This is a genomic window from Sphingomonas paludis (genome assembly GCF_053502515.1).
Genome location: NZ_CP187558.1, coordinates 1,362,358 through 1,381,768, shown reverse-complemented (window position 1 = coordinate 1,381,768; position 19,411 = coordinate 1,362,358). Strand labels below are relative to the sequence as shown.

Genomic DNA, 19,411 nt, shown 5'->3' with positions numbered 1-19,411 from the left:
AACACAGGGCAACACCTCACCGTTGCGCTGCCGCGCGGGAGGGAGCCTAGGGTTGCCGAGCGAAAGGCATGCAGCTCTGGGCTCCCGCCTACGCGGGAGCGCGTGGGACGCTGTCCTATCGACCCGATCCCCCATCCTGCCGACTGTACCCTCAACCTGACAAAGTTACGCGGAAGCGGTTTGATCCTGTCACCTTTGACGTTCACGACTGGTCTGTCCATGGTGGCACACAACGCCACGAGACCGTCGCAAGCAGTAATATTAGTCGGCGGCTTAAGTGTAGGAAAGGGCGCACAGCCGCCACCTTGCCTCTCTGGCCTCCGCTTTTGGACATCAGGAACCGGACCATGAAGCGTGTCAGTATCTATATCGCCGTTGGGACCGTTATCGTTGCGCTGGTAACGTTAGTGATGCTCAATGGATACATAAAATCAAAATATCTTTGCACAATGATTGATTACAGAGGAGTGAGCTATCGATATTTTGACAAGCTAGGCGGTTCGAAAGACATCAAACCAGAATCTCTAGATTCCGCTATTGATTGCTACTACGACTACACAACGCTTGAATCTCGATATACACCTTACATCGTGAACATAAGAAAAGGCAATGACGGACTGGATTATGTGTGGGTTGCGATAAACGATGTCACCGACGTCCAACTCGTTTTTGCGGTCGATAGCGAAGGTCATGTTGTAGATAAATACGGAGTGGACTGGCAGACTCCCTAACGCTGCCGCACCGTCACCACCCCATTCGGCACCGCCGCGCGGATTTCCGGGGAATACATCGCCTCCACCCGGCTGGGCGGCAGTTGCAGCGTGCCCGCGCCGTTCAGCCGGACGGTATAGCTGACCGTATGCGTCCCCGCGGGCAGCCAGGCGAAATAGGCGCGCCAGGCATCCTGTCCGCGCTCGACATAGCTGGGGGATGCGCCTTCGCTCTCCCCGCCCTCGCCCAGCAGCGCCGACTGGTTGGCCATGCCGCCGATCACCGTCGCGCCTGCCGGGATCGGGTCCGAAACCACCACCCAGCTCCGCTCGGCGCTCGCCTCGACGGTCAGCGTCACGCGCAGCACGTCGCCGCGCGTCAGCACGCCCTTGGTCCGGGCCTGCACCACATCGACCTTGCGAGTCATCCGGTATCCCGCCGCCAGCGGCTGGCGCAGCGGCACGGCGGCCTTCACCCGCACGAACGCCCATGGCCCGGCCCCGCCGCTCTGCGTCAGGGTCAGCGGCGCGCGCGCGGGCGGAAGCGGGAAGCTTAGCAGCCGCGACGATGCCGCCAGCGGCCAGCTCCGGCTCACCCGCGCAGTCCCCAGCGACGCCGTCGTCACTCCCGCCACCATTTCCGCCGGATAGGCCGCCGCAAAGCGCCGCGCCAGGATCGTCCCCCAGGCATTGGCCGTGGTCGTGTCCCAATGCCCCCGCTGTTGCCGCGTCGCGATGCCGGTCATCATGCGTGGGCCATCCTCGCCCCAGCCGGGCCGCCCCAGCACGGCGGCCAGCGCCTTGATCGCGGCCTCGTCGCCGGACGACATCATCCACCACGCCGCCTGCCCCTGATCGGTCAGGTCGAGCCGCGTCCCTTCATAGGCCAGCCGCTTGCGCAGCTCGCCCTCGCCCGCCGCCCGCAACGCCGCGCCATTGGCCAGCCCCGGGATGCGCCCCAGCGCCGCCAGATAGTCCGCAAGCGACGCGGTCGGCATCTCAGCCGGGGTCATGCCCACTTGCCCCAGCATCGCAGGGGTTGCCGCGCCCGCCCGCGCCAGCGCCGCCAGCGCCGCGATCCGCTGGATGCGGACATCGCCATAGTCCTCACGCCGCAGCCGCCCGTCCAGCACCGCCTGCATCGCCGCGACCATCCGCTCGCGCGATCCGCCGGGCAGCGGCAGGCCAGCCTCGGCCGTGATCGACAGGACATAGGCGGTCAGCGCCTCCGACCCGTTCATCCCCTCGACCGGGAAATATTTGATGAGGCCATCGGCATCCAGATAGGCGGGCAGTTCTCCGGCCAGCCGGTTCCATGCCGCCGCATCGCCTAGCGCCACCGATTTCGACAGCCGCTGCTCGAAACAGGTATAGGGATAGGCCGCCATATAGTCGCGCACGCCCTGCATTGGCGGGACGAGCGTGTCGGTCAGCGTCACCTCGACCGCGCCCAGCCCCGGCAGGAAGCCCGTGAGCGGCGCAATCGGGATAGCCCCGCCCGCGCCCACCCGCGTCAGCGTCGCGGCCCAGGTCTCGACGGGCACCGGTGGCACGACATTCTGCGTGACCGTCATCCGGTCGACCGCCCGGCCATCCTCGCTGCGCGCATTGACCGTCCAGGTTAGCGTCCCCGTCCCGCCGGGTGCGGTCAGGTTCCATGCCACCGGCACCGCCCCGCCCGCCGGAATGGTGACGGTCAGCGGCCTGCCCGTCGCCACGCGCGGGCTGACTGCGACATCCGCCGTCACCTTCATCGCGCGGTCGGACCCGTTGCGAAGGGTGAACTGCGCCGCATAGCGGTCCCCGCCCCGCACCAGCGGCGGCACGCCCGCAAAGATCGACAGGTCCTGCGCGGTCCGCACGCTCGCCTCGCCCATGCCGAACGCATTGCCGCCCGCAGCCCCCGCCACCGCGACCAGCCGGAACCCGGACAGCGCATCGGACAAGGGCACCGCGACCCGCGCCCGCCCCTGTGCATCCAGCGCCACTTGCCCGCGCCACAACAGCACCGGCTGGAAATTCTCGCGGTTCAGCCCGGACAGGTCGCCGCCCCCGCCGCCGCCCGCCTCGACGGCCTTGCGCCCATAATGCCGCTTGCCGACCACCTGCATCTGCGCGGTGGAGGTCAGCACCGACAGCGGCCGCTCGCCCATCATCGCGCCCAGCACGTCCCAGCTTTCGTTGGGCGCGAGCTGGAGCAGCGCCTCGTCCACCGCGACGAACGCCACGTCCGCATCGCGCGCCGGACTGCCATCGGGGTTAGTGACGGCGATCGCCACTTGGGCCGTGTCGCGCGCGGCATAGCGTTCCTTGTCCGCCTTGACGCTCACGCCCATGCGGAAATCGTCCCAGCCGACCTTCACCCGCGCCACGCCCATCCGGTAAGCGGGCTTGGCCAGATCGACGAGCGCGGTCGGACGCGCACCCTCGCGGGAGAAGAACGGCAGGTTCCAGTCGCGCGCCAGGTTCGCCAGCCACAGCGACCAGCCGCCGATCCGCCCGCGCACCGCCATCACGCTGACATAGACCTCCGGCGCATAGCCGCCGGGCAGCGCCACCTCGACCACCGGGTCCTTGCCGCTGAGTTCGGTGACGAAGCTGTCGATGACGCCCTCGCGCTCGACCGTCACCAGCGCCGTTGCCTCGCGGAACGGCATCCGCACCTGGAACCGCGCCTTCTCGCCCGCCTTCACTTCCGGCGCTTCGGCGATCACGTCCATCCGGTCGCCATTGTCGCCGCCGAACCACCAGTCATCCTCGCCCGCCAGCCAGACCGAGGTGCCCGCGACGGTCGAATTGCCATCCGAATCCTCGGCGGTGGCGACCGCATAGACCTCGCCCGACACGCCGGGATCCATCCGGCATTCCGCCAGCCCCAGTTCGTCGGTGGTCGCGGAACAGGTCTCGTCGATCCGCGTCGTCTTCATCTGGTTGTCGTACGCATAGAAACCGCCGATCAGCCGTCGCCTGGCGGTCAGCACCTCGCGGCTGAACAGCTCCACCGTGATCCGCTGCCCCTTGATCGGCTTGCCGCTGGGATCGAGGGCGACCAGCTTCAACCGCAGATCGTCGTCCTTCATCATCCAGCCATCGGTCTTCACCCCGATCTGGACGGCACTGTCATACAGCGGCACCCGCCGCGACGCGGTCAGGATCTCGCCATTCGCATCCTCATAATCCATCTCGACCAGCAGGTCGGTCGGGCCGGTCAGCATCGCGGGCACCTCGACACTGGTCCGCGCCGCGCCCTCGGCATTGAGCGTGAGCGGCAGCGTCTGCGTCGGCGGCAGCGGTGCCAGTTCCTCCTCGCCATCGCCATTGAGCGGCTTGACGCCCTCCTCCATCCGCCGCCCGGCAAAGCTATAGCCGTCAAAGCCCTTGGGCCGCCGGTACCCTTCCATGAACGCGACGCGCAGATCGACCGGCAGGTTGGATGCCCCCCCGCCCGACAGATACCCGGCAAACAGGTCCAGCGGCACGGACTTCGGCTTCACCATCGGCGCGCTCGGCCCGGCGACGCTCGCCTTCATCGTTGGCAAACGATATTCGTCCACCTTGACCGACTGGCCCGACCAGATCGTCCGGTCGCCATTGACGAAACGCAGATTGTAATCGCCCATCGGCGCAGCGGCGGGCACGGCCCATGTCGTCTCCCCCGAACCGCCCGGCCGAATCGTCAGCGGGAGTTCGAACTCCGTCCCGGTGCCCGAATGGGTCAGTACCAGCTTGCCGGTAAAGCCCGGCATCAGGCTGAATCCATTTCCGCTCGGCATCCGCACGAAATGCTTCATGTTCACCGTCTCGCCCTGCTTGGCGAGCGCGCGGTCGAACACCGTGTGGATCACCTCCTCCCGCGCCGACCAGCCGAACGGCAGGTCGAAATCATAGGGCCGGATGCCCTCGCCCCAGCTCGTGAGCGTAAAGCTCATGTCATCGCCCGCGCGGGCCGACACCATCAGCGGATGCGCCTCGCTCGACGGGCCGCAATCGCCATAGCTTTCGGGCTCAGGCAACCCCGTGGAGAACGCCGCCCGCCCCTGCGCATCGCTACGCCCGCGCGCCAGTTCCGCGCCCGAGCAGCTGTCGGTGACGCGCACCTCCGCCCCCGCCACCGGCTTGCCGCTGTCGAGCGCCGTGACCCAGGCGAGCGATCCGCCCCGGCCCCATTTGAAATGCACCGCCATGTTGGTGACCAGCGCGCCCGCCGCGACATAGCGCGGGGCGTTTCGCCCCAGCAGCGCCGCGCCCAGCCGCGGACTGGCGAACTCGACCACATAGAATCCGGGCTTGCCCAGTGCGATCGGCACCACCTCCATCGGCTTGCCGCCTGCGGGCAGCGGCAGGTTGAACGCCTTGCCCGCGCCGCCGGTCAGGATCGCCTTCGATCCGGTGTCGTTCACCGTCACCGTCTCGCCGCCGCGCTGCTCCTCATGGCTCTTGTAATCATCGGCCTCGTCGATGGTGCGCAGCCATTTGGCGATGCTGGCGTCCGATCCGGCGACGCGCAGTGCCTGCCCAGCCAGTGCGGCATTGTTCCCCGGCAACGGGTTTTCGACATTGCGGATGGTGACGGGCAGCGTCCCGCCCTCCTTCGCCTCGACGATGCCGAACGGTGCAGCGAACTTCACCAGCGGCGGCGCCTCGTCGAACCGCACCTCCAGCGGAAAGCGCTCGGCATTGGAAAGCGGCCGCCCGCTCTCGTCCTTCACCCCGGCGGGCAGCATCAGCCGCGCCGCCACCGCCTCGGGCAGGGGCGCGGTAAAGCGCACTTCGCTGACCATCTGCTTGTTCTTGTCGTCGTCGGTTATCGCGGCGGTCAGCACCTTGCCGCCCGGCACCTCGATCCGCGCCTGTTTCGCCACTTCGGCGGGCACCGGCGCGGAAAAGCGCAGCCAGCCCGGCGACACCGGATTGCACCCCGCCTGCGGATTGACCCGCGAACATTCGAAGCGCGCGGTGAACGGCTTGCGGACGGTATAATCGAACCGCTGGTCGGTGCCCGCCTTGCGCCCGCCGCTCTCGATCCCTGCGCCCCACACCAGCGCCATGTCGCGCCCGGGCGGCAGCGGCCTGCGACAGCGCAGCGCCGTCACCCCGGCCAGCGCCCGCTTGGCCTCGTCCGCGCTGGCAGGCAGCTGTTCGGGCAGGCCAGCGCTCGACAGGAAGCTGCGGCTCGACCAGTTGTCCTTGCCCAGCTTGCGGATCAGGTCGATCGCGGCATCGGTGCCCAGCACATCGACCGGGATTCGTTCGCTCAGGCCATCGACCGCGCAATAGGCGTTGGCCCCCACCGACTGCGGCGATGCGGGCAGGTTCGCGGCGACCAGGAACACCTGATCCTCCTCGATCTCGCCGCCATAGCCGCCGGGCAGCACGGCGCGCGCCACCGGCCCGCCGCTGTCCACGCTGAAGCTGCGCGTCCCCTCGACCGCATAGCCCGCCGCGCTGCGAAGGCCATCGCGCAGGTCGAACCGGCAGGTGACCCCGCCCGGCAGCCCGCTGGCGAAATCATAGACCCAGGTCTGTTGATCGACCCATCGTCCCTGCCCCCCCACCGGACAGGCAATGGCGGCCGGCGCGGCGGCGCGCGGATCGCCCAGCGGCACCATCGCCGCGCTGAACCGCAGCGTGAACCGCTCGATCGCGCCATTGCCAAGCCCCGGCGTGGCCAGCGTCACGCGCGGGGCATCATCCGCCACCGCCAAGGGGATTGCGGCGATCAGGGCCAGCGCCATGGCAATGCGTGCAAACAGCATGATGGCCATCCCCCTCCGGCCGGTCCGGACGCGAGAGTAACGGACAAGCGGCGGCCCTGTCCATTCGGAACCAACCGACTGATTTACCAAAGCTACCGCAACATTACTTATGCTATACGCGAATCGCGCAACTGGGGGGTGGCGATTGGCTGGATTGCTGCTCGACTGGCTGGACGCCATCACACACGAACTGTTGCTGTTTGCCGCGATCGGGTTTCTGATCGGCGGGCTGGACGACCTGTCGATCGATGTGATCCATGGCTGGCATCTGGTGCGCGACCGGCTGATCCGCAGGCGCAGGCGACCGACGCTGCGCGACCTGCCCCTGCCGGACCGGCCGGCGACCATCGCGGTATTCGTGCCCGCATGGGACGAATCCAGCGTCATCGGTGCCATGCTGGCCCATGCGCTGGACCGGTTCGATCATCCCGATTACCGCATCTATGTCGGCGTCTATCCGAATGATCCCGCAACGATAGCGGCGGTCACCGCCGTCGCTCGGATCGATGGGCGGGTGCGCACCGTCATCGCCGATCGGGCCGGCCCCACGACCAAGGCGCATTGCCTGAACCAGATGTGGCAGGCGATGCTGGCCGACCAGCTGGCGCAGGGGCATCCATTCGACCTGGTTGTCCAGCATGACGCAGAAGATCTGGTACACCCCGCCGAACTGCGTGTTTTCGACCAGTATCTGCGGCGGAACGACGTGGTGCAGATCCCGGTGCTGCCGCTGATCGATCCGCGTTCCATACTGGTATCCGGCCATTATGCGGACGAGTTTTCCGAGGCCCATTCCCTCAGTTTGCCGGTCCGCGAACGGCTGGGTGCCGGACTGCCGCTGGCGGGGGTCGGGTGCGCCATCACCGTACCCATGCTGCACGCGGTAGCGGCGGCGCGTGGCGGGCTGCCCTTCGACGAGGCCAGCCTGACCGAGGATTACGAACTGGGGCTGACCATTCACCGGCTGGGCGGACGCGGGGCGTTCGTGCGCATGGCGGAATATCCGGGTGGTCCGATGGTCGCCGTGCGCGCCTATTTCCCCGCCAGCGTCGAAACGGCCGTCCGGCAAAAGGCGCGATGGATCACCGGCATCGCGCTGGCTGGATGGGACCGGACGGGCTGGAGCCGTCGCGGTAACTGGCAGGACCATTGGATGCGGATGCGCGACCGGCGGGCGTTGATCGCCGTTTTGGTGCTGGCGGCGGCCTATGCCGCGCTGGTCGGCTGGGGGCTGGCGCGGGTCGGGCACTGGGCGATCGGGGTGGCGGTGCCGCCCGCCGATCCATGGCTTGGCTGGCTGATCCGGGCCAATGCCCTGCTGCTGGGATGGCGGCTGTTGCTGCGGGCGGTGCATGTCCGGGCGCATTATGGCTGGCGACAGGCGGCGCTGTCGGCACCACGGGCGCTGGTCGGCAACCTGATCGCGCTGCTGGCGACGCGGCGGGCGCTGTTCGCCTATATCAAGCTGTTGCGCGGCGCCCGGCTGCACTGGGACAAGACCGCGCATCATTTCCCGATCGCACCGGATCGGGCGATGCGGCGATGATGCTGCGCGCCGGCGGGCGTCCGCTGCGATTTGCCGGGCTGATCCTGGGCGGATGGGTCGTCCTTCGGGTCATGCTGCTCTGGTACCAGACCGGCGACCTGCCCGGCGCCATCCGCGACGGCGTGCCGGGCGGCGCGATCGTCGAACGCCTGGTCCGCGGCAGCGATGCAATCGCCGCCCCTCCTGCGGCGCTCGCCATCCCGCCCGCCGCCGTTCCCGTCGCGCCAACCATGCCGTTGCCGACCCTGATCGCAACCGCAGCCACGCCCGCGCCGATGCCGTTCCTCCACCTTCCCCCCGCCGAGCGCCAGGGCGTCGATCCGGAGCGTGTGAACATGGCGATGCTGGCGCTCATCGCGCTGGAACCGGCGACACCGGTCGCATGGACGCCCGATCCGCGACTGTCGCCAGACCTGCCCGCGCCCGCCTCCGTACCGGCCGGCCTGTCCGGTTCGGCATGGCTGATGGCGCGCGGCGGAGCGGCACGGCCCGTGGCGGGCCAGGGTCAGCTCGGCGGATCGCAGGCCGGTGCCCGGTTGCGCCATCCGATCGGCCACCGGGCGATTGCGGCCATGGCAGGGGTCAACGTGCCGATCGGTGCAGCCGGCCGCGAGCTGGTCGCCGGCCTGGAATGGCGGCCGCTGGACGCACCGGTGACGCTGATCGCCGAGCAGCGGATGGCGGTGGACGGCGTCGGTGCGGCCACCGGAGCCGCCGCTGTCGCCGGGATTGGTCCGCAACCGGTCGGCGGCGGCCTTTCGATCGAAGCCTATGGCCAGGCCGGGGCAGTGATGCGCGACCGGCTGGAACCCTATGCCGACGGGGCAGCGCGCGCACTGCATCCCGTCGGGACCACCGTGGCCATGGGCGGTGGCATCTGGGGCGGGATTCAGCGCGATGCAGCGCGGCTGGACATCGGGCCAAGTGCGGTGGCTACGGTCCGGCTCGGCAATCAGCCGGTCCGCGTCGCGCTCGACTGGCGGCAACGGGTGGCCGGCGATGCCGCACCGGACAGCGGCCCTGCGCTGACCATCGGCCTGGACTTTTGACGCAACCGGGTGGCCGTTTGGCCACGGGCGCGCATTGCGCCTTTTTCCCGCCCGGCTCTCGCGCTATCGCCGGATGGCCATGGACCTGTACCTTCCCATCGCCAATCTGTCAGTCAATGCACTGGTGATCATCCTGCTGGGCGGCGCGGTGGGATTATTGTCGGGCATGTTCGGCGTCGGCGGCGGATTTCTGACGACGCCGCTGCTGATCTTTTACGGCATTCCGCCCACCGTCGCCGCCGCATCAGCCGCCAGCCAGGTGACCGGGGCCAGCGTATCGGGCGTTTTCGCCCATCTGCGTCGGGACGGCGTCGATCTTCAGATGGGCGGCGTGCTGGTGCTGGGCGGCGTGGTCGGATCGCTGTTGGGTGCGGCGCTTTTCGACTGGCTGCGCGGCACGGGACAGATCGATACCGTCATCAACGTCCTGTATGTCGTCATGCTCGGATCGATCGGCTGGCTGATGCTGCGCGAATCGATCGATACGCTGAAGGCGCGCCGGGCAGGGACGGTCGCCCCGCTGCGCAAGCGGCACTGGCCGCTGATCGCCGCCCTGCCCTGGCGATGGCGCTTCTATCGCTCCGGCCTCTACATCTCGCCGATTGCGCCATTCGTGCTGGGGGTCGGCGTCGGCATCCTGACCATGCTGCTGGGCGTGGGCGGCGGGTTCGTGCTGGTGCCGGCGATGATCTACCTCCTTGGCATGAGCACGCGGGTGGTGGTCGGCACCTCGCTGTTCCAGATCCTGTTCGTCACCGCCGCGGCCACCATGATCCATGCGCTGACGACCAAGGCGGTGGACATCGTGCTGGCCGCCCTGCTGCTGGTCGGATCGGTCAGCGGTGCCCAGATCGGCGCCCGACTGGCCCAACGGGTAAAGCCCGAATATCTGCGGCTGATGCTGGCCGCGCTGGTCCTGGGCGTCGGCCTGCGGATGCTGCTGGGCCTCGCCTGGCGGCCGGACGAAATCTATTCGATCGAACTGGGATGAGAGCATTGGTGCGGCGGCTGCGCCCCCTGATCCTGATGCTAGCGGCCCCAGCGCTGCTGGGCGCGACCAAACCGGTGCTGGTGCCCGATGTGTCGCAGCGGGATATCGAGATCATCTACAGCTTTACCGGCGCCGAACTGTTGCTGTTCGGTGCGATCCTCTATCCCGGCGGCCGCGTGCCCGATGGCGACGAACCGGCCGATATCGTTGTGGTGGTCAAGGGGCCGACCGAAAGCATCAGGCTGCGCGAAAAAAGCAAGGTGGCCGGCATCTGGGTCAATGCCGATACCGCGCGCTATCGGTCCGCCCCGTCCTTTTACGCCATCGCCTCGTCCCGCCCCATCGATCAGCTGGTGGATGAACGCACGCGCGCCATTTACGAACTGGGCCTGGACAGCCTGCAGCTGTCGCCGATCACGCCGGCAACGACCGATGAACAACGGCGATTCGCGGCCGGACTGGTCGATCTGAAACGCCGGGCGGGACTGTATTACGAGGCGCCGGGCGCGGTGGAAATCACCGCCGACGTGCTCTATCGGGCGCGCCTGGCCATCCCGGCCCGGGTACCGGTGGGCCGCTTTACCGCCGAAACCTTCCTGATCCGTGACGGCCGGGTGCTGGCGGCGGCGGTGCGCGATATCGACATCCGCAAATCGGGGTTTGAGCGGTTTGTCGCGGCCGCTGCGCAGCAATGGTCGCTGTTGTATGGTCTGGTGGCGGTGCTTTTGTCCCTTGGGCTCGGATGGGCAGCGGGTGCGCTGTGGCAAAGGGTCCGGCCGCGCTGACGTTGGCTGAATGACCCCATGCGAACATCGGGTTACCGCCGGGCAACCATATCTTTACGCTTGATCCGCAATACCGGGCACTGGTCACGGGAACACACGAATGGCGGACATGCACGGCGCGCACGCTTTTGAACCTGCGATAGGCGTGCTTGGCGGCGCGGGAGCGGTGCCCCTTGGTACCGTGCCGGCCATCGGCATGGTCGTCGCCATCACCGGCGGCGGCAGCGAGGTCGAACTGGACCGCGCGCAGCTGGAAGGCCTGATGGCCGATCCCGATGCCAGCATCGCCAATGCGGGCCAGATCGGCAGCCAGATCAAGCTGCGGGTCGGCGCAACATGGGTCGTGGCCAGTGTCCGCAGCGTCCGCATCGCGCCGAACGACAGCAACCGGCTGGTCGCGCAGATCGATTTTCTGGGCGAAGGGGACGAGGAGAAGCTGACCGGTCGCCTGTACCGGTTCCGGCGCGGCATCACCCGCTATCCCAATCCCGGAACGCGCATCTATCCGCTGTCCACCAACGACCTGCGCCAGATCTATGCGGCAGAGGATCGGCCGCACATCGAAATCGGCACCGTGCATCCCAGCCGGGACATCCGCGCCGCGCTTTATGTCGATGCGCTGCTGGGCAAGCATTTCGCGCTGCTGGGTTCGACCGGCACCGGCAAATCGACCAGCGCCGCGCTCATCCTGCACCGCATCTGCGACATGGCACCCCAGGGCCATATCGTCATGATCGACCCGCACGGCGAATATTCCGTCGCGTTTCAGGGCAATGGCGCCCTGTTCGACGTCAGCAACCTGGCCCTGCCCTATTGGCTGATGAATTTCGAGGAACATTGCGAGGTGCTGCTCACCTCGACCGGCTCCGACCGTCAGGTCGATGCCGACATCCTCGCCCGCTGCCTGATGACGGCCAAGGCCAAGAACCGGGTGGGGCAGGAGGTGGGCAAGCTGACCGTCGATGCCCCCATTCCCTATCTGCTGTCCGACCTGTCCACCGCCATCCAGAACGAGATGGGCAAGATGGACAAGGCGACCGACACCGCGCCCTTCCTTCGGCTCAAGTCCAAGATCGACGAGGTCAAGGCCGATCCCCGCTATTCCTTCATGTTCTCCGGCATGATGGTCGGCGATACCATGGCCCAGTTTATCGCCCGCATGTTCCGCCTGCCCAGCGACGGCAAGCCCATTTCGATCATCGACGTGTCGGGCGTGCCGAACGAGATCACGTCCGTCGTTGTCGCGGTGCTGGCCCGCATGGTGTTCGATTTCGCCATCTGGTCGCGCAACGAACCGCAGCGTCCGATCCTGCTGATCTGTGAAGAGGCGCACCGCTACATCCCGAACGAGCGCAAGGCCGATGCCAGCTCGGTCGGCCGCATCCTCAGCCGCATTGCCAAGGAAGGGCGCAAATACGGCGTCTCGCTGGGGCTGATCACCCAGCGTCCGTCGGATCTGGCCGAAGGCGTGCTGTCGCAGGTCGGCACGATCATCTCGATGCGCCTGAACAACGAACGCGACCAGGCATTCGTCCGCGCTGCCATGCCGGAGGGCGCGCGCGGCTTCCTCGACGCCATCCCGGCGCTGCGCAACCGCGAATGCATCGTCTGCGGCGAAGGCGTGGCGACGCCGATCCGGGTCGCCTTCGACAATCTGGAAGAGGCACGACGACCGGCATCGGAAGACCCGCTATTCTCGACCCTGTGGCGCGAAACCGGCGGTGAAGACCGCATCATCGACCGGACGATCCGGCGCTGGCGGTCACAGGGGCGTTAAGCTCGCACCGGCATCGCGGATGCCGACGGCGTCCAGGACGATGGTACCCTCGATCCGCCGCAGCGCCTCCAGCGCCCCCGCCGCGCCCGCCGGGTGGCGATGCGCCAGCCAGTCGAGATACAGGCGCGCGATCCGCTCGCCGGTCTCGCGATAGGCCGCCTCACCGCGCGCTGCCGCCGCGACCATTTCCAGCCATATCCGGACATAGGGAGCAAAGGCGTCGGACCGGATGGCGGCCAGCGTCGTCGCCACCAGCGCATCCTCGTCGTCAAAGCGGGGCGGTGTGACGGCGGCGTCCAGCATCCGCTGCATCCGATGCGCCAGATGGTCCAGCAAGGCCGCGACCAGCGCCGATTTGGTCCCGAAATGATAGATCAGCATCCGGTCCGACGTACCGGCGGCGATCGCCAGCGGGCGCAGCGTGGCCTGGCCCAGGCCACTCGCCAGCACATGATCGGCCATCCGGTCCAAAGCGGTGATCCTGTCGTACGCCATGCGTGCCTTTTCCCCTGTAGCAATCGCTACATTCCTGTGCTAATTGTAGCGTCCGCTACATCCATACACAGGAATGTCGACCATGACCCTTTTGCAGATCATGCCGGTCCTTGCCTATGCGATCCTTGCCCCGGTCATCCTGATCAGCGCCGTGCGCCGGTCACCGGCCCGCCCCGTCCTTGCCGTGGCACTGACCGGCATCGCCTTTGCCGCTTTTTCCGCCATCACGTTTCTGTCGGACGGTCTGGTGCAATTCTGGCTCAACCACACCACGACGCTGGCCGGCAATCAGGTGTGGTTCGACCTGTTGATCGCGGTTGCCATGGCCTTTTTCCTGATGGTGCCGCGCGCCAGGGCGGTCGGCATGAACCCGCTTCCCTGGGGAATTGCGGTCGCAGCTACGGCATCGATCGCACTGCTGCCGATGCTTGCCCGACTCTTGTGGCTGGAACGGTCCGCCGCCTGAGCGGGGATCAGGGCTTCGTCTCGGTCCGGCTGCCATTGGCCGCCGGCACCGCCATCAGTCGCGCCAGCATCGACCGGAACTGCCGCAACTCGGCCCCGCTCAGCTGTTGCTGCAGCGTGAACTTGAAATTGGCCGGGTTGATCGGGCGGCCGGCGCGATAGACCTCGTAATGCAGGTGCGGGCCGGTCGACAGGCCGGTCGACCCGACATAGCCGATCACCTGACCGGCGGTGACGCGGGTACCGGGGCTGACGGCGATGCGGCTCATATGCGCATAGCCGGTCGCCAGATTGCCGGGATGGTCCAGCTTCACGAACTTGCCATGGCCGCCATGCCAGCCGGCATAGACCACGGTGCCGCTGGATGCCGCGCGGATCGGGGTGCCGTAACTCGCCTTGAAATCCAGGCCGTTATGCTGGCGGCGATAGCGCAGGACGGGGTGGAACCGCGCGCCGAAGCCGCTGGATACGGCGCCCGGTACCGGCCGTGCCATGTCGCCGCGATTTTCGCCGATCCCCTTGGCATCGAACCATTCGGTCCGCCCACCCTGTTCCCAGCGGACGAGCTGGATCTGGCGGCGGCCCTGGTCGATGGCGGCATAGAGCAGCTTGCCCAGCCGTTCCTCGCCGGTTTCGGCACGCTGGCGCTCGACGATCAGGTCGAATTCGTCATCGGCACCCATGCGCGACATCGGCAGGCGGGCGCGCATCGCACGGATATACGCCTCGACCGCGCGCGCCGGCGCACCCGATGCACGTGCCGCACGGTACAGGCTGGATCCGACGCGTCCGCGAATCCGCAGCGGCGTATCGTCGATGGCGATGGGAATCCGCTTCAGCGTCAGCCCGCCCTCGCCCCGCGCGACTTCCAGCGCCAGGTCGAACCGCGCGCGAAAGGACAGCGCCTCCAGCGGCCGGGCGGCATCCTTTGCCGGGCGACGACCCAGTTTCATCGCGATCCGCGTGCCCGAATTGATGCTGTCCACCGGCACGGCATCGCCGACTAGTGCCGCAACGGACGCCGCCTCGTCCTGCGCGACCCCGGATCGGGTCAGGAAGCGTTCGAACGATCCCCCCACCGTGCCGCTGACATCGATGATCGGCCGTTCGGGGGTGTCAGCCAGCGGCCGCACGGCGGCGGTCGCGCCCATGCGCGCCCCGCTGTTTGCGCCCAGCGCAAGGGCGGTCACCCCCTGGCTGCGCGCCTCATCCAGCGCGGACCCGGTCAGCGCGGCTGGCGCGCGGCCCAGGATCGGGCGTTCGAACCCCGGCGACAACAGCCATGCCAGCGCCAGCATCCCGGCACAGGTTGCGGCACCGCGATACCATTCGCCGGTACCGATCCGCGAACCAAGATCTGGAAAGGGGTCGAAATCCGGAAAGCGATCGGACAGGGCATCGATCAACCGCGCGCGACGCAGGCGCAGCGCGGGCACCGCGACGCTCTGCGCGCCGCTGCTACCGCCCGTCCAGTCCTGTTCACCCCGCAGGAACAAAAACCCGCACCCCCGACCCGATGGCCCGTCGATCGTTCCGACGACTGGGCCGACGCGATTTCTGTGCAGCAAAGGTGCTAAAGTCAAATTAACCCGTGGACCGGCCCTGCCGCCGTGCGACGAACCGTGCGATCCCAGGGGCGATCCGGCCCGGATGGCCAGTCCGACACGATTAATCACCGATTGCCCGTTGCCACGGCGTCCCCAATGGCCAATCTATCCGGCATGACCCAGTTCGCGCATCGACCGGTCACTGCCGTGCTGGGGCCGACCAACACGGGCAAGACGCATCTGGCGATCGAGCGGTTGTGCGGGCATTCCAGCGGCATGATCGGCTTTCCGCTGCGGCTGCTGGCGCGGGAAGTCTATGACCGCGTCGTCCGGATCAAGGGCGCGAACCAGGTCGGCCTGATCACGGGCGAGGAAAAGATCCTGCCCCCCGATGCCCGCTGGTTGCTGTGCACCGCCGAATCCATGCCGACGGACCGGGAAGTGGGCTTCGTCGCGATTGACGAGGCGCAACTGGGTGCCGATCCCGAACGCGGCCATGTGTTCACCGACCGGCTGCTGGGTGCACGAGGCCGCGACGAAACCATGATCCTGGGCTCGGAATCGCTTCGGCCCATGGTCCGGGCACTGGTCCCCGATGCAGAGATCATCACCCGCCCCCGCTTTTCGACGCTCAGCTATGCCGGCGCGAAGAAATTGTCCCGCCTGCCCCGGCGCAGCGCCATCGTCGCGTTCAGCGCAGAGGAGGTCTATGCGGTGGCAGAGGCGCTCAGGCGGCTGCGCGGCGGGGCGGCGGTGGTCATGGGCGCACTGTCCCCCAGCACGCGCAACGCCCAGGTCGCGATGTTCCAGGCGGGCGAGGTCGATTATCTGGTCGCCACCGACGCCATCGGCATGGGGCTGAACATGGATGTCGGCCATGTCGCCTTTGCGTCGCTGCACAAATTCGACGGCCGCCGTCATCGCCGGCTGACCATCGCCGAAATGGCCCAGATCGCCGGACGCGCCGGACGGCATCAGCGCGACGGGACGTTCGGCGCATTGCATGAACAGGGGCCGGACGCGTTCCAGCCGGAAGAAGTGCTGGCGATTGAGGGACACCGCGTGCCGCCGCTCGAACGGCTGTATTGGCGGAACGGCCAGCTGGACCTGTCCGGCATCGACGCGCTGATCGACAGCCTGGAGCGCCGCCCGGCCGACCCGGTGCTGCGCGCCGCGCCAGAGGCCGTCGACCTGGCCGTGCTCAAACGGCTGGCGGGCGAACAATGGGTGCGCGAACGGGCGCGGCATCCGGCCATGGTCCGGCGGCTATGGGCGGCGTGCGGCCTGCCCGATTTCCGCAAGCTCGGTCCCGATCCCCATGCCCGCTTCGTCGGCCGCCTGTTCCGCCATTTGTCGGAGGGCAAGGGCCATGTGCCCCAGGACTGGTTCGCTCAGGAAATCGATCGGCTCGACCGCATGGGCGGCGATGTCGAAACGCTTGCCGGCCGCATCGCTGCCGCGCGCAGCTGGGCCTATATCGCGCACCGATCCGACTGGCTGGAAAACCCGACCCATTGGGCAGAGCGCACCCGCGCCATCGAGGAACGCCTGTCGGACGCGCTCCACGCCAGCCTGACCCAGCGTTTCGTCGACCGTCGGACGAGCGTGCTCTTGCGCCAGATCGGGGCCGACCCTGCGTCCCTGCCGGTCGAGGTCGCCGCCGATGGCTCGGTCAATGTGGAGGGCGAACCGCTGGGCCGGCTGACCGGTTTCCGGTTCGAGGTGGCGGCAGAGGCGCGGGCATCCGATAAGCGCATGTTGCTGGCCGCCGCCGAAAAGCGGCTGGCGGGCGAGCTTGCGCGGCGCGCTCAGGGGCTGGCGGATGCGCCCGACAACGCCTTTGCCCTGATCGAAGCCGATGGCGGCCCGGCGCAGATTGCCTGGGCCGATACCCCGGTGGCCGCACTGGCTCCGGGACCGGCCATGCATCGTAGCCGCGTACGGCTAGACCGTGCCGCCGCCGCCCTGCCCCCGGCCCAGCGCGACGCGGTGCAGGCGCGGCTCGACCGGTGGCTTGCGGCCCAGCTCGGCCGGCATTTGCCGCCGCTTGCCCCGCTGGCCGCGCTGGCCGAGGCGGAGGATGCAAGCCCGGCGCTCCGCGTCACCGCCGCCGCCTTGTTGAGCGGCCTTGGCATCGCGCCCCGGGAACCGCTTGGCGATGCGCTCGATGCGCTGGACCGCCCGGCCCGCCACGCGCTGCGCCGGGCAGGCATCACCATCGGCAGCCTGGACCTGTTCGACCCGCGCGTGCTGAAGCCCATGGCGATGCGCTGGCGGCTGGCGCTGATGGCGGTCGCTGGCGGCCACCCTGCACCGGCACCGCCGCCGGGCGCGACCGTCCTGAACGGGATCGGCGCAATCGCGCCCGGTTTCCGCCGGATCGGGGATCAGGCGGTGCGCATCGACCTGATCGAACGGCTGGCGCGCGGGGTGCATGACGCCCGCATCGCCGCCAGTCGGGATGAACCCTTTCGTCCGGCGCTGCCGCTGGCGACCGCGATCGGCCTGAATGCCGGATCGCAGGACAGGTTGATGGCCGTGCTGGGCTTTCGACGGCTGAAGGGGGCGGATGCGGCCGACGACGCTGCGGCATGGGTGTGGCATGGACGGCCGCGACGCCCGGCCCGCCCCGCCGACCGTACGGCCCCGCCCCGCCCCGGCAATGCCTTTGCCGCGCTCGCCGATCTGCTGCCGCATGGCTGAATCCGGCGGATCCATGCGGCTCGACCGTTTCCTGTGGTTCGCCCGCCTCACCAAATCGCGCAGCCTGGCGCAACAGCTGGCCGAGGGCGGGTTGCTGCGGCTCGACGGGCGCCGGATCGACCGTGCCCATGCCGCCGTCCGACCCGGTGCGATCATCGCCTTTCCCCTGCATGGCCGGGTGCGGGTGTTGCGCGTGGTGGCGCTGCCCCATCGCCGCGGCCCGCCGGCAGAGGCGCTTGGCTGCTATGAAAACCTGGTCCCCGGCGCGTCCAACCCCGTTGACGTGCCCGACGCCCCCGCATAGCAGAAGTCCGGAGCACACGAACGGAGCGCATTCCCCAATGACCTATGTCGTCACCGACGCCTGCATCAAATGCAAATACATGGATTGCGTCGAGGTCTGTCCGGTGGACTGTTTCTACGAGGGTGAGGTGATGCTGGTCATCAACCCGAACGAATGCATCGATTGCGGCGTGTGCGAACCCGAATGCCCGGCAGAAGCGATCCTGCCGGATACCGAAAGCGGCCTGGAACAATGGCTGGAGCTGAACGCGACCTATTCGGCGCAGTGGCCCAACGTCACCAACAATGCCGGCCAGACCCCCGCCGATGCCGATGAGCATAAGGGCGAAGAAGGCAAGTTCGACAAGTATTTCTCGCCGGAACCGGGCGAGGGCGACTGATCCGCCGCATCCGGGGCATTGCCGTCGTCAGCCCATCCGCATCGGGCGCGGATGGGCCTATTCCGCGTGCCAAACAGGATAAATGTGCAGCGATGCGCGCGCCACGCTGGCATTTCTGTGTCTGTCGTGTTACATAGCGGTCAGACGGCGGATTCGAGCATCCGCCGCCGCGGAGACGTTGACAATAATGCCCCGGTCGCACCAGCTCAGCCCGGTTAGCGGGCCGGTTCTGTTCGTGCAACCCCCTGGGGCGAGAGTTCACGGAAAGGTTCCTCCTACATGGCTGCCAAGGCGCTGTCCTTCGATGTCGGCGATTATGTCGTTTACCCCAAGCATGGCGTTGGCCGTGTGATCGAACTCCAGAAGCAGGAAATTGCGGGAATGCAGCTCGAGCTGTACGTCCTGCGCTTTGAAAAAGAGAAAATGACCCTGCGCGTTCCGACCAACAAGGCGGAAAGCGTCGGCATGCGCAAGCTGTCCAGCGACAAGACGCTGCGCGAGGCACTGGATACGCTGAAGGGCAAGCCCAAGGTCAAGCGGACCATGTGGTCCAGGCGCGCCCAGGAATATGAGGCAAAGATCAACTCGGGCGATCTCGTCTCGATCGCCGAAGTGGTCCGCGACCTGTACCGTGCCGACGATCAGCCGGAACAGAGCTATTCCGAACGGCAGATCTTCGAAGCGGCCGCCAGCCGCCTGGCCCGCGAACTTGCCGCGATGGAACAGGTGGACGAGCCGACCGCGCTCAAGAAGCTGATCGAGATCCTGAAGGCGTCTGCCGCGATCTACAACAAGGACAAGGAAGACAGGGAAGCGGCCGCAGCCTGACGGGCATCGGCGCGCGATCCGGGAATGGGGGCGGTCCGGCAACGGGCGGCCCCCTTTTCATTGCCCGCCGGTCGGT

Annotated in this window: 14 protein-coding genes; 11 read left to right on the top strand and 3 right to left on the bottom strand. The window is 67.7% G+C overall.

Features of this window, described 5'->3' with window-relative positions:
• Positions 1-347 precede the first annotated feature (347 nt).
• On the top strand, positions 348-731 hold the full coding sequence (locus tag ACPVPU_RS06710; RefSeq protein ID WP_448660195.1) for a hypothetical protein: 384 nt from the start codon (positions 348-350) through the stop codon (positions 729-731).
• On the opposite strand, the gene ACPVPU_RS06705 is transcribed toward ACPVPU_RS06710, so the two are convergent.
• Entirely contained in the window at positions 728-6,466 is a 5,739-nt protein-coding gene (locus ACPVPU_RS06705; RefSeq protein WP_448660194.1) for an alpha-2-macroglobulin family protein, read from the bottom strand. The two genes, ACPVPU_RS06710 and ACPVPU_RS06705, sit on opposite strands and share 4 nt — an antisense overlap.
• Before the next feature lie 145 nt (positions 6,467-6,611).
• On the opposite strand from ACPVPU_RS06705, the gene ACPVPU_RS06700 reads away from it, so the two are divergent.
• From ACPVPU_RS06700 to ACPVPU_RS06680, 5 genes are all read left to right on the top strand, one after another.
• Positions 6,612-8,012 (top strand): glycosyl transferase family protein, encoded by a 1,401-nt coding sequence (locus tag ACPVPU_RS06700; protein WP_448660193.1) that lies wholly within the window; start codon positions 6,612-6,614, stop codon positions 8,010-8,012.
• On the top strand, positions 8,009-9,061 hold the full coding sequence (locus tag ACPVPU_RS06695; RefSeq protein WP_448660192.1) for a hypothetical protein: 1,053 nt from the start codon (positions 8,009-8,011) through the stop codon (positions 9,059-9,061). Before ACPVPU_RS06700 ends, ACPVPU_RS06695 begins: the two co-directional genes overlap by 4 nt.
• Positions 9,062-9,140: 79 nt before the next feature.
• Positions 9,141-10,052, top strand: a complete 912-nt coding sequence (locus ACPVPU_RS06690) for a sulfite exporter TauE/SafE family protein (protein WP_448660191.1) — start codon at positions 9,141-9,143, stop codon at positions 10,050-10,052.
• Entirely contained in the window at positions 10,049-10,837 is a 789-nt protein-coding gene (locus ACPVPU_RS06685) for a TIGR02186 family protein (RefSeq protein WP_448660190.1), read from the top strand. Before ACPVPU_RS06690 ends, ACPVPU_RS06685 begins: the two co-directional genes overlap by 4 nt.
• A 100-nt stretch (positions 10,838-10,937) precedes the next feature.
• Positions 10,938-12,614, top strand: a complete 1,677-nt coding sequence (locus ACPVPU_RS06680) for an ATP-binding protein (RefSeq protein ID WP_448660189.1) — start codon at positions 10,938-10,940, stop codon at positions 12,612-12,614.
• Here ACPVPU_RS06680 and ACPVPU_RS06675 read toward each other — a convergent pair.
• Positions 12,600-13,109, bottom strand: coding sequence for a TetR/AcrR family transcriptional regulator (locus ACPVPU_RS06675; protein ID WP_448660188.1), 510 nt, complete (start codon positions 13,107-13,109; stop codon positions 12,600-12,602). The genes ACPVPU_RS06680 and ACPVPU_RS06675 overlap by 15 nt on opposite strands.
• An 82-nt stretch (positions 13,110-13,191) precedes the next feature.
• Between ACPVPU_RS06675 and ACPVPU_RS06670 the strand changes: the two genes are divergently transcribed.
• On the top strand, positions 13,192-13,575 hold the full coding sequence (locus ACPVPU_RS06670; protein WP_448660187.1) for a hypothetical protein: 384 nt from the start codon (positions 13,192-13,194) through the stop codon (positions 13,573-13,575).
• A gap of 7 nt (positions 13,576-13,582) precedes the next feature.
• On the opposite strand, the gene ACPVPU_RS06665 is transcribed toward ACPVPU_RS06670, so the two are convergent.
• Positions 13,583-15,070: a M23 family metallopeptidase gene (locus tag ACPVPU_RS06665; RefSeq protein WP_448660186.1), complete on the bottom strand. Its 1,488-nt coding sequence runs from the start codon at positions 15,068-15,070 to the stop codon at positions 13,583-13,585.
• A gap of 225 nt (positions 15,071-15,295) precedes the next feature.
• Here ACPVPU_RS06665 and ACPVPU_RS06660 point away from each other — a divergent pair, with 225 nt between their 5' ends.
• From ACPVPU_RS06660 to ACPVPU_RS06645, 4 genes are all read left to right on the top strand, one after another.
• A complete protein-coding gene (locus tag ACPVPU_RS06660; protein WP_448660185.1) occupies positions 15,296-17,824 on the top strand; it encodes a helicase-related protein in 2,529 nt (842 codons plus the stop codon).
• A complete protein-coding gene (locus ACPVPU_RS06655) occupies positions 17,817-18,128 on the top strand; it encodes an RNA-binding S4 domain-containing protein (protein ID WP_448660184.1) in 312 nt (103 codons plus the stop codon). The genes ACPVPU_RS06660 and ACPVPU_RS06655 overlap by 8 nt, the downstream gene beginning before the upstream one ends.
• Before the next feature lie 37 nt (positions 18,129-18,165).
• On the top strand, positions 18,166-18,507 hold the full coding sequence (gene fdxA / locus ACPVPU_RS06650; protein ID WP_448660183.1) for a ferredoxin FdxA: 342 nt from the start codon (positions 18,166-18,168) through the stop codon (positions 18,505-18,507).
• A gap of 279 nt (positions 18,508-18,786) precedes the next feature.
• Entirely contained in the window at positions 18,787-19,335 is a 549-nt protein-coding gene (locus ACPVPU_RS06645; RefSeq protein ID WP_448660182.1) for a CarD family transcriptional regulator, read from the top strand.
• Positions 19,336-19,411 lie beyond the last annotated feature (76 nt).

Bases quoted from the DNA above. Each gene is read 5' to 3' on its own strand.
- ACPVPU_RS06710 (WP_448660195.1), top strand. From the start codon at position 348: ATGAAGCGTGTCAGTATCTATATCGCCGTTGGGACCGTTATCGTTGCG.
- ACPVPU_RS06705 (WP_448660194.1), bottom strand. From the start codon at position 6,466: ATGCTGTTTGCACGCATTGCCATGGCGCTGGCCCTGATCGCCGCAATC.
- ACPVPU_RS06695 (WP_448660192.1), top strand. From the start codon at position 8,009: ATGATGCTGCGCGCCGGCGGGCGTCCGCTGCGATTTGCCGGGCTGATC.
- ACPVPU_RS06690 (WP_448660191.1), top strand. From the start codon at position 9,141: ATGGACCTGTACCTTCCCATCGCCAATCTGTCAGTCAATGCACTGGTG.
- ACPVPU_RS06685 (WP_448660190.1), top strand. From the start codon at position 10,049: ATGAGAGCATTGGTGCGGCGGCTGCGCCCCCTGATCCTGATGCTAGCG.
- ACPVPU_RS06680 (WP_448660189.1), top strand. From the start codon at position 10,938: ATGGCGGACATGCACGGCGCGCACGCTTTTGAACCTGCGATAGGCGTG.
- ACPVPU_RS06675 (WP_448660188.1), bottom strand. From the start codon at position 13,109: ATGGCGTACGACAGGATCACCGCTTTGGACCGGATGGCCGATCATGTG.
- ACPVPU_RS06670 (WP_448660187.1), top strand. From the start codon at position 13,192: ATGACCCTTTTGCAGATCATGCCGGTCCTTGCCTATGCGATCCTTGCC.
- ACPVPU_RS06660 (WP_448660185.1), top strand. From the start codon at position 15,296: ATGACCCAGTTCGCGCATCGACCGGTCACTGCCGTGCTGGGGCCGACC.
- ACPVPU_RS06655 (WP_448660184.1), top strand. From the start codon at position 17,817: ATGGCTGAATCCGGCGGATCCATGCGGCTCGACCGTTTCCTGTGGTTC.
- fdxA (WP_448660183.1), top strand. From the start codon at position 18,166: ATGACCTATGTCGTCACCGACGCCTGCATCAAATGCAAATACATGGAT.
- ACPVPU_RS06645 (WP_448660182.1), top strand. From the start codon at position 18,787: ATGGCTGCCAAGGCGCTGTCCTTCGATGTCGGCGATTATGTCGTTTAC.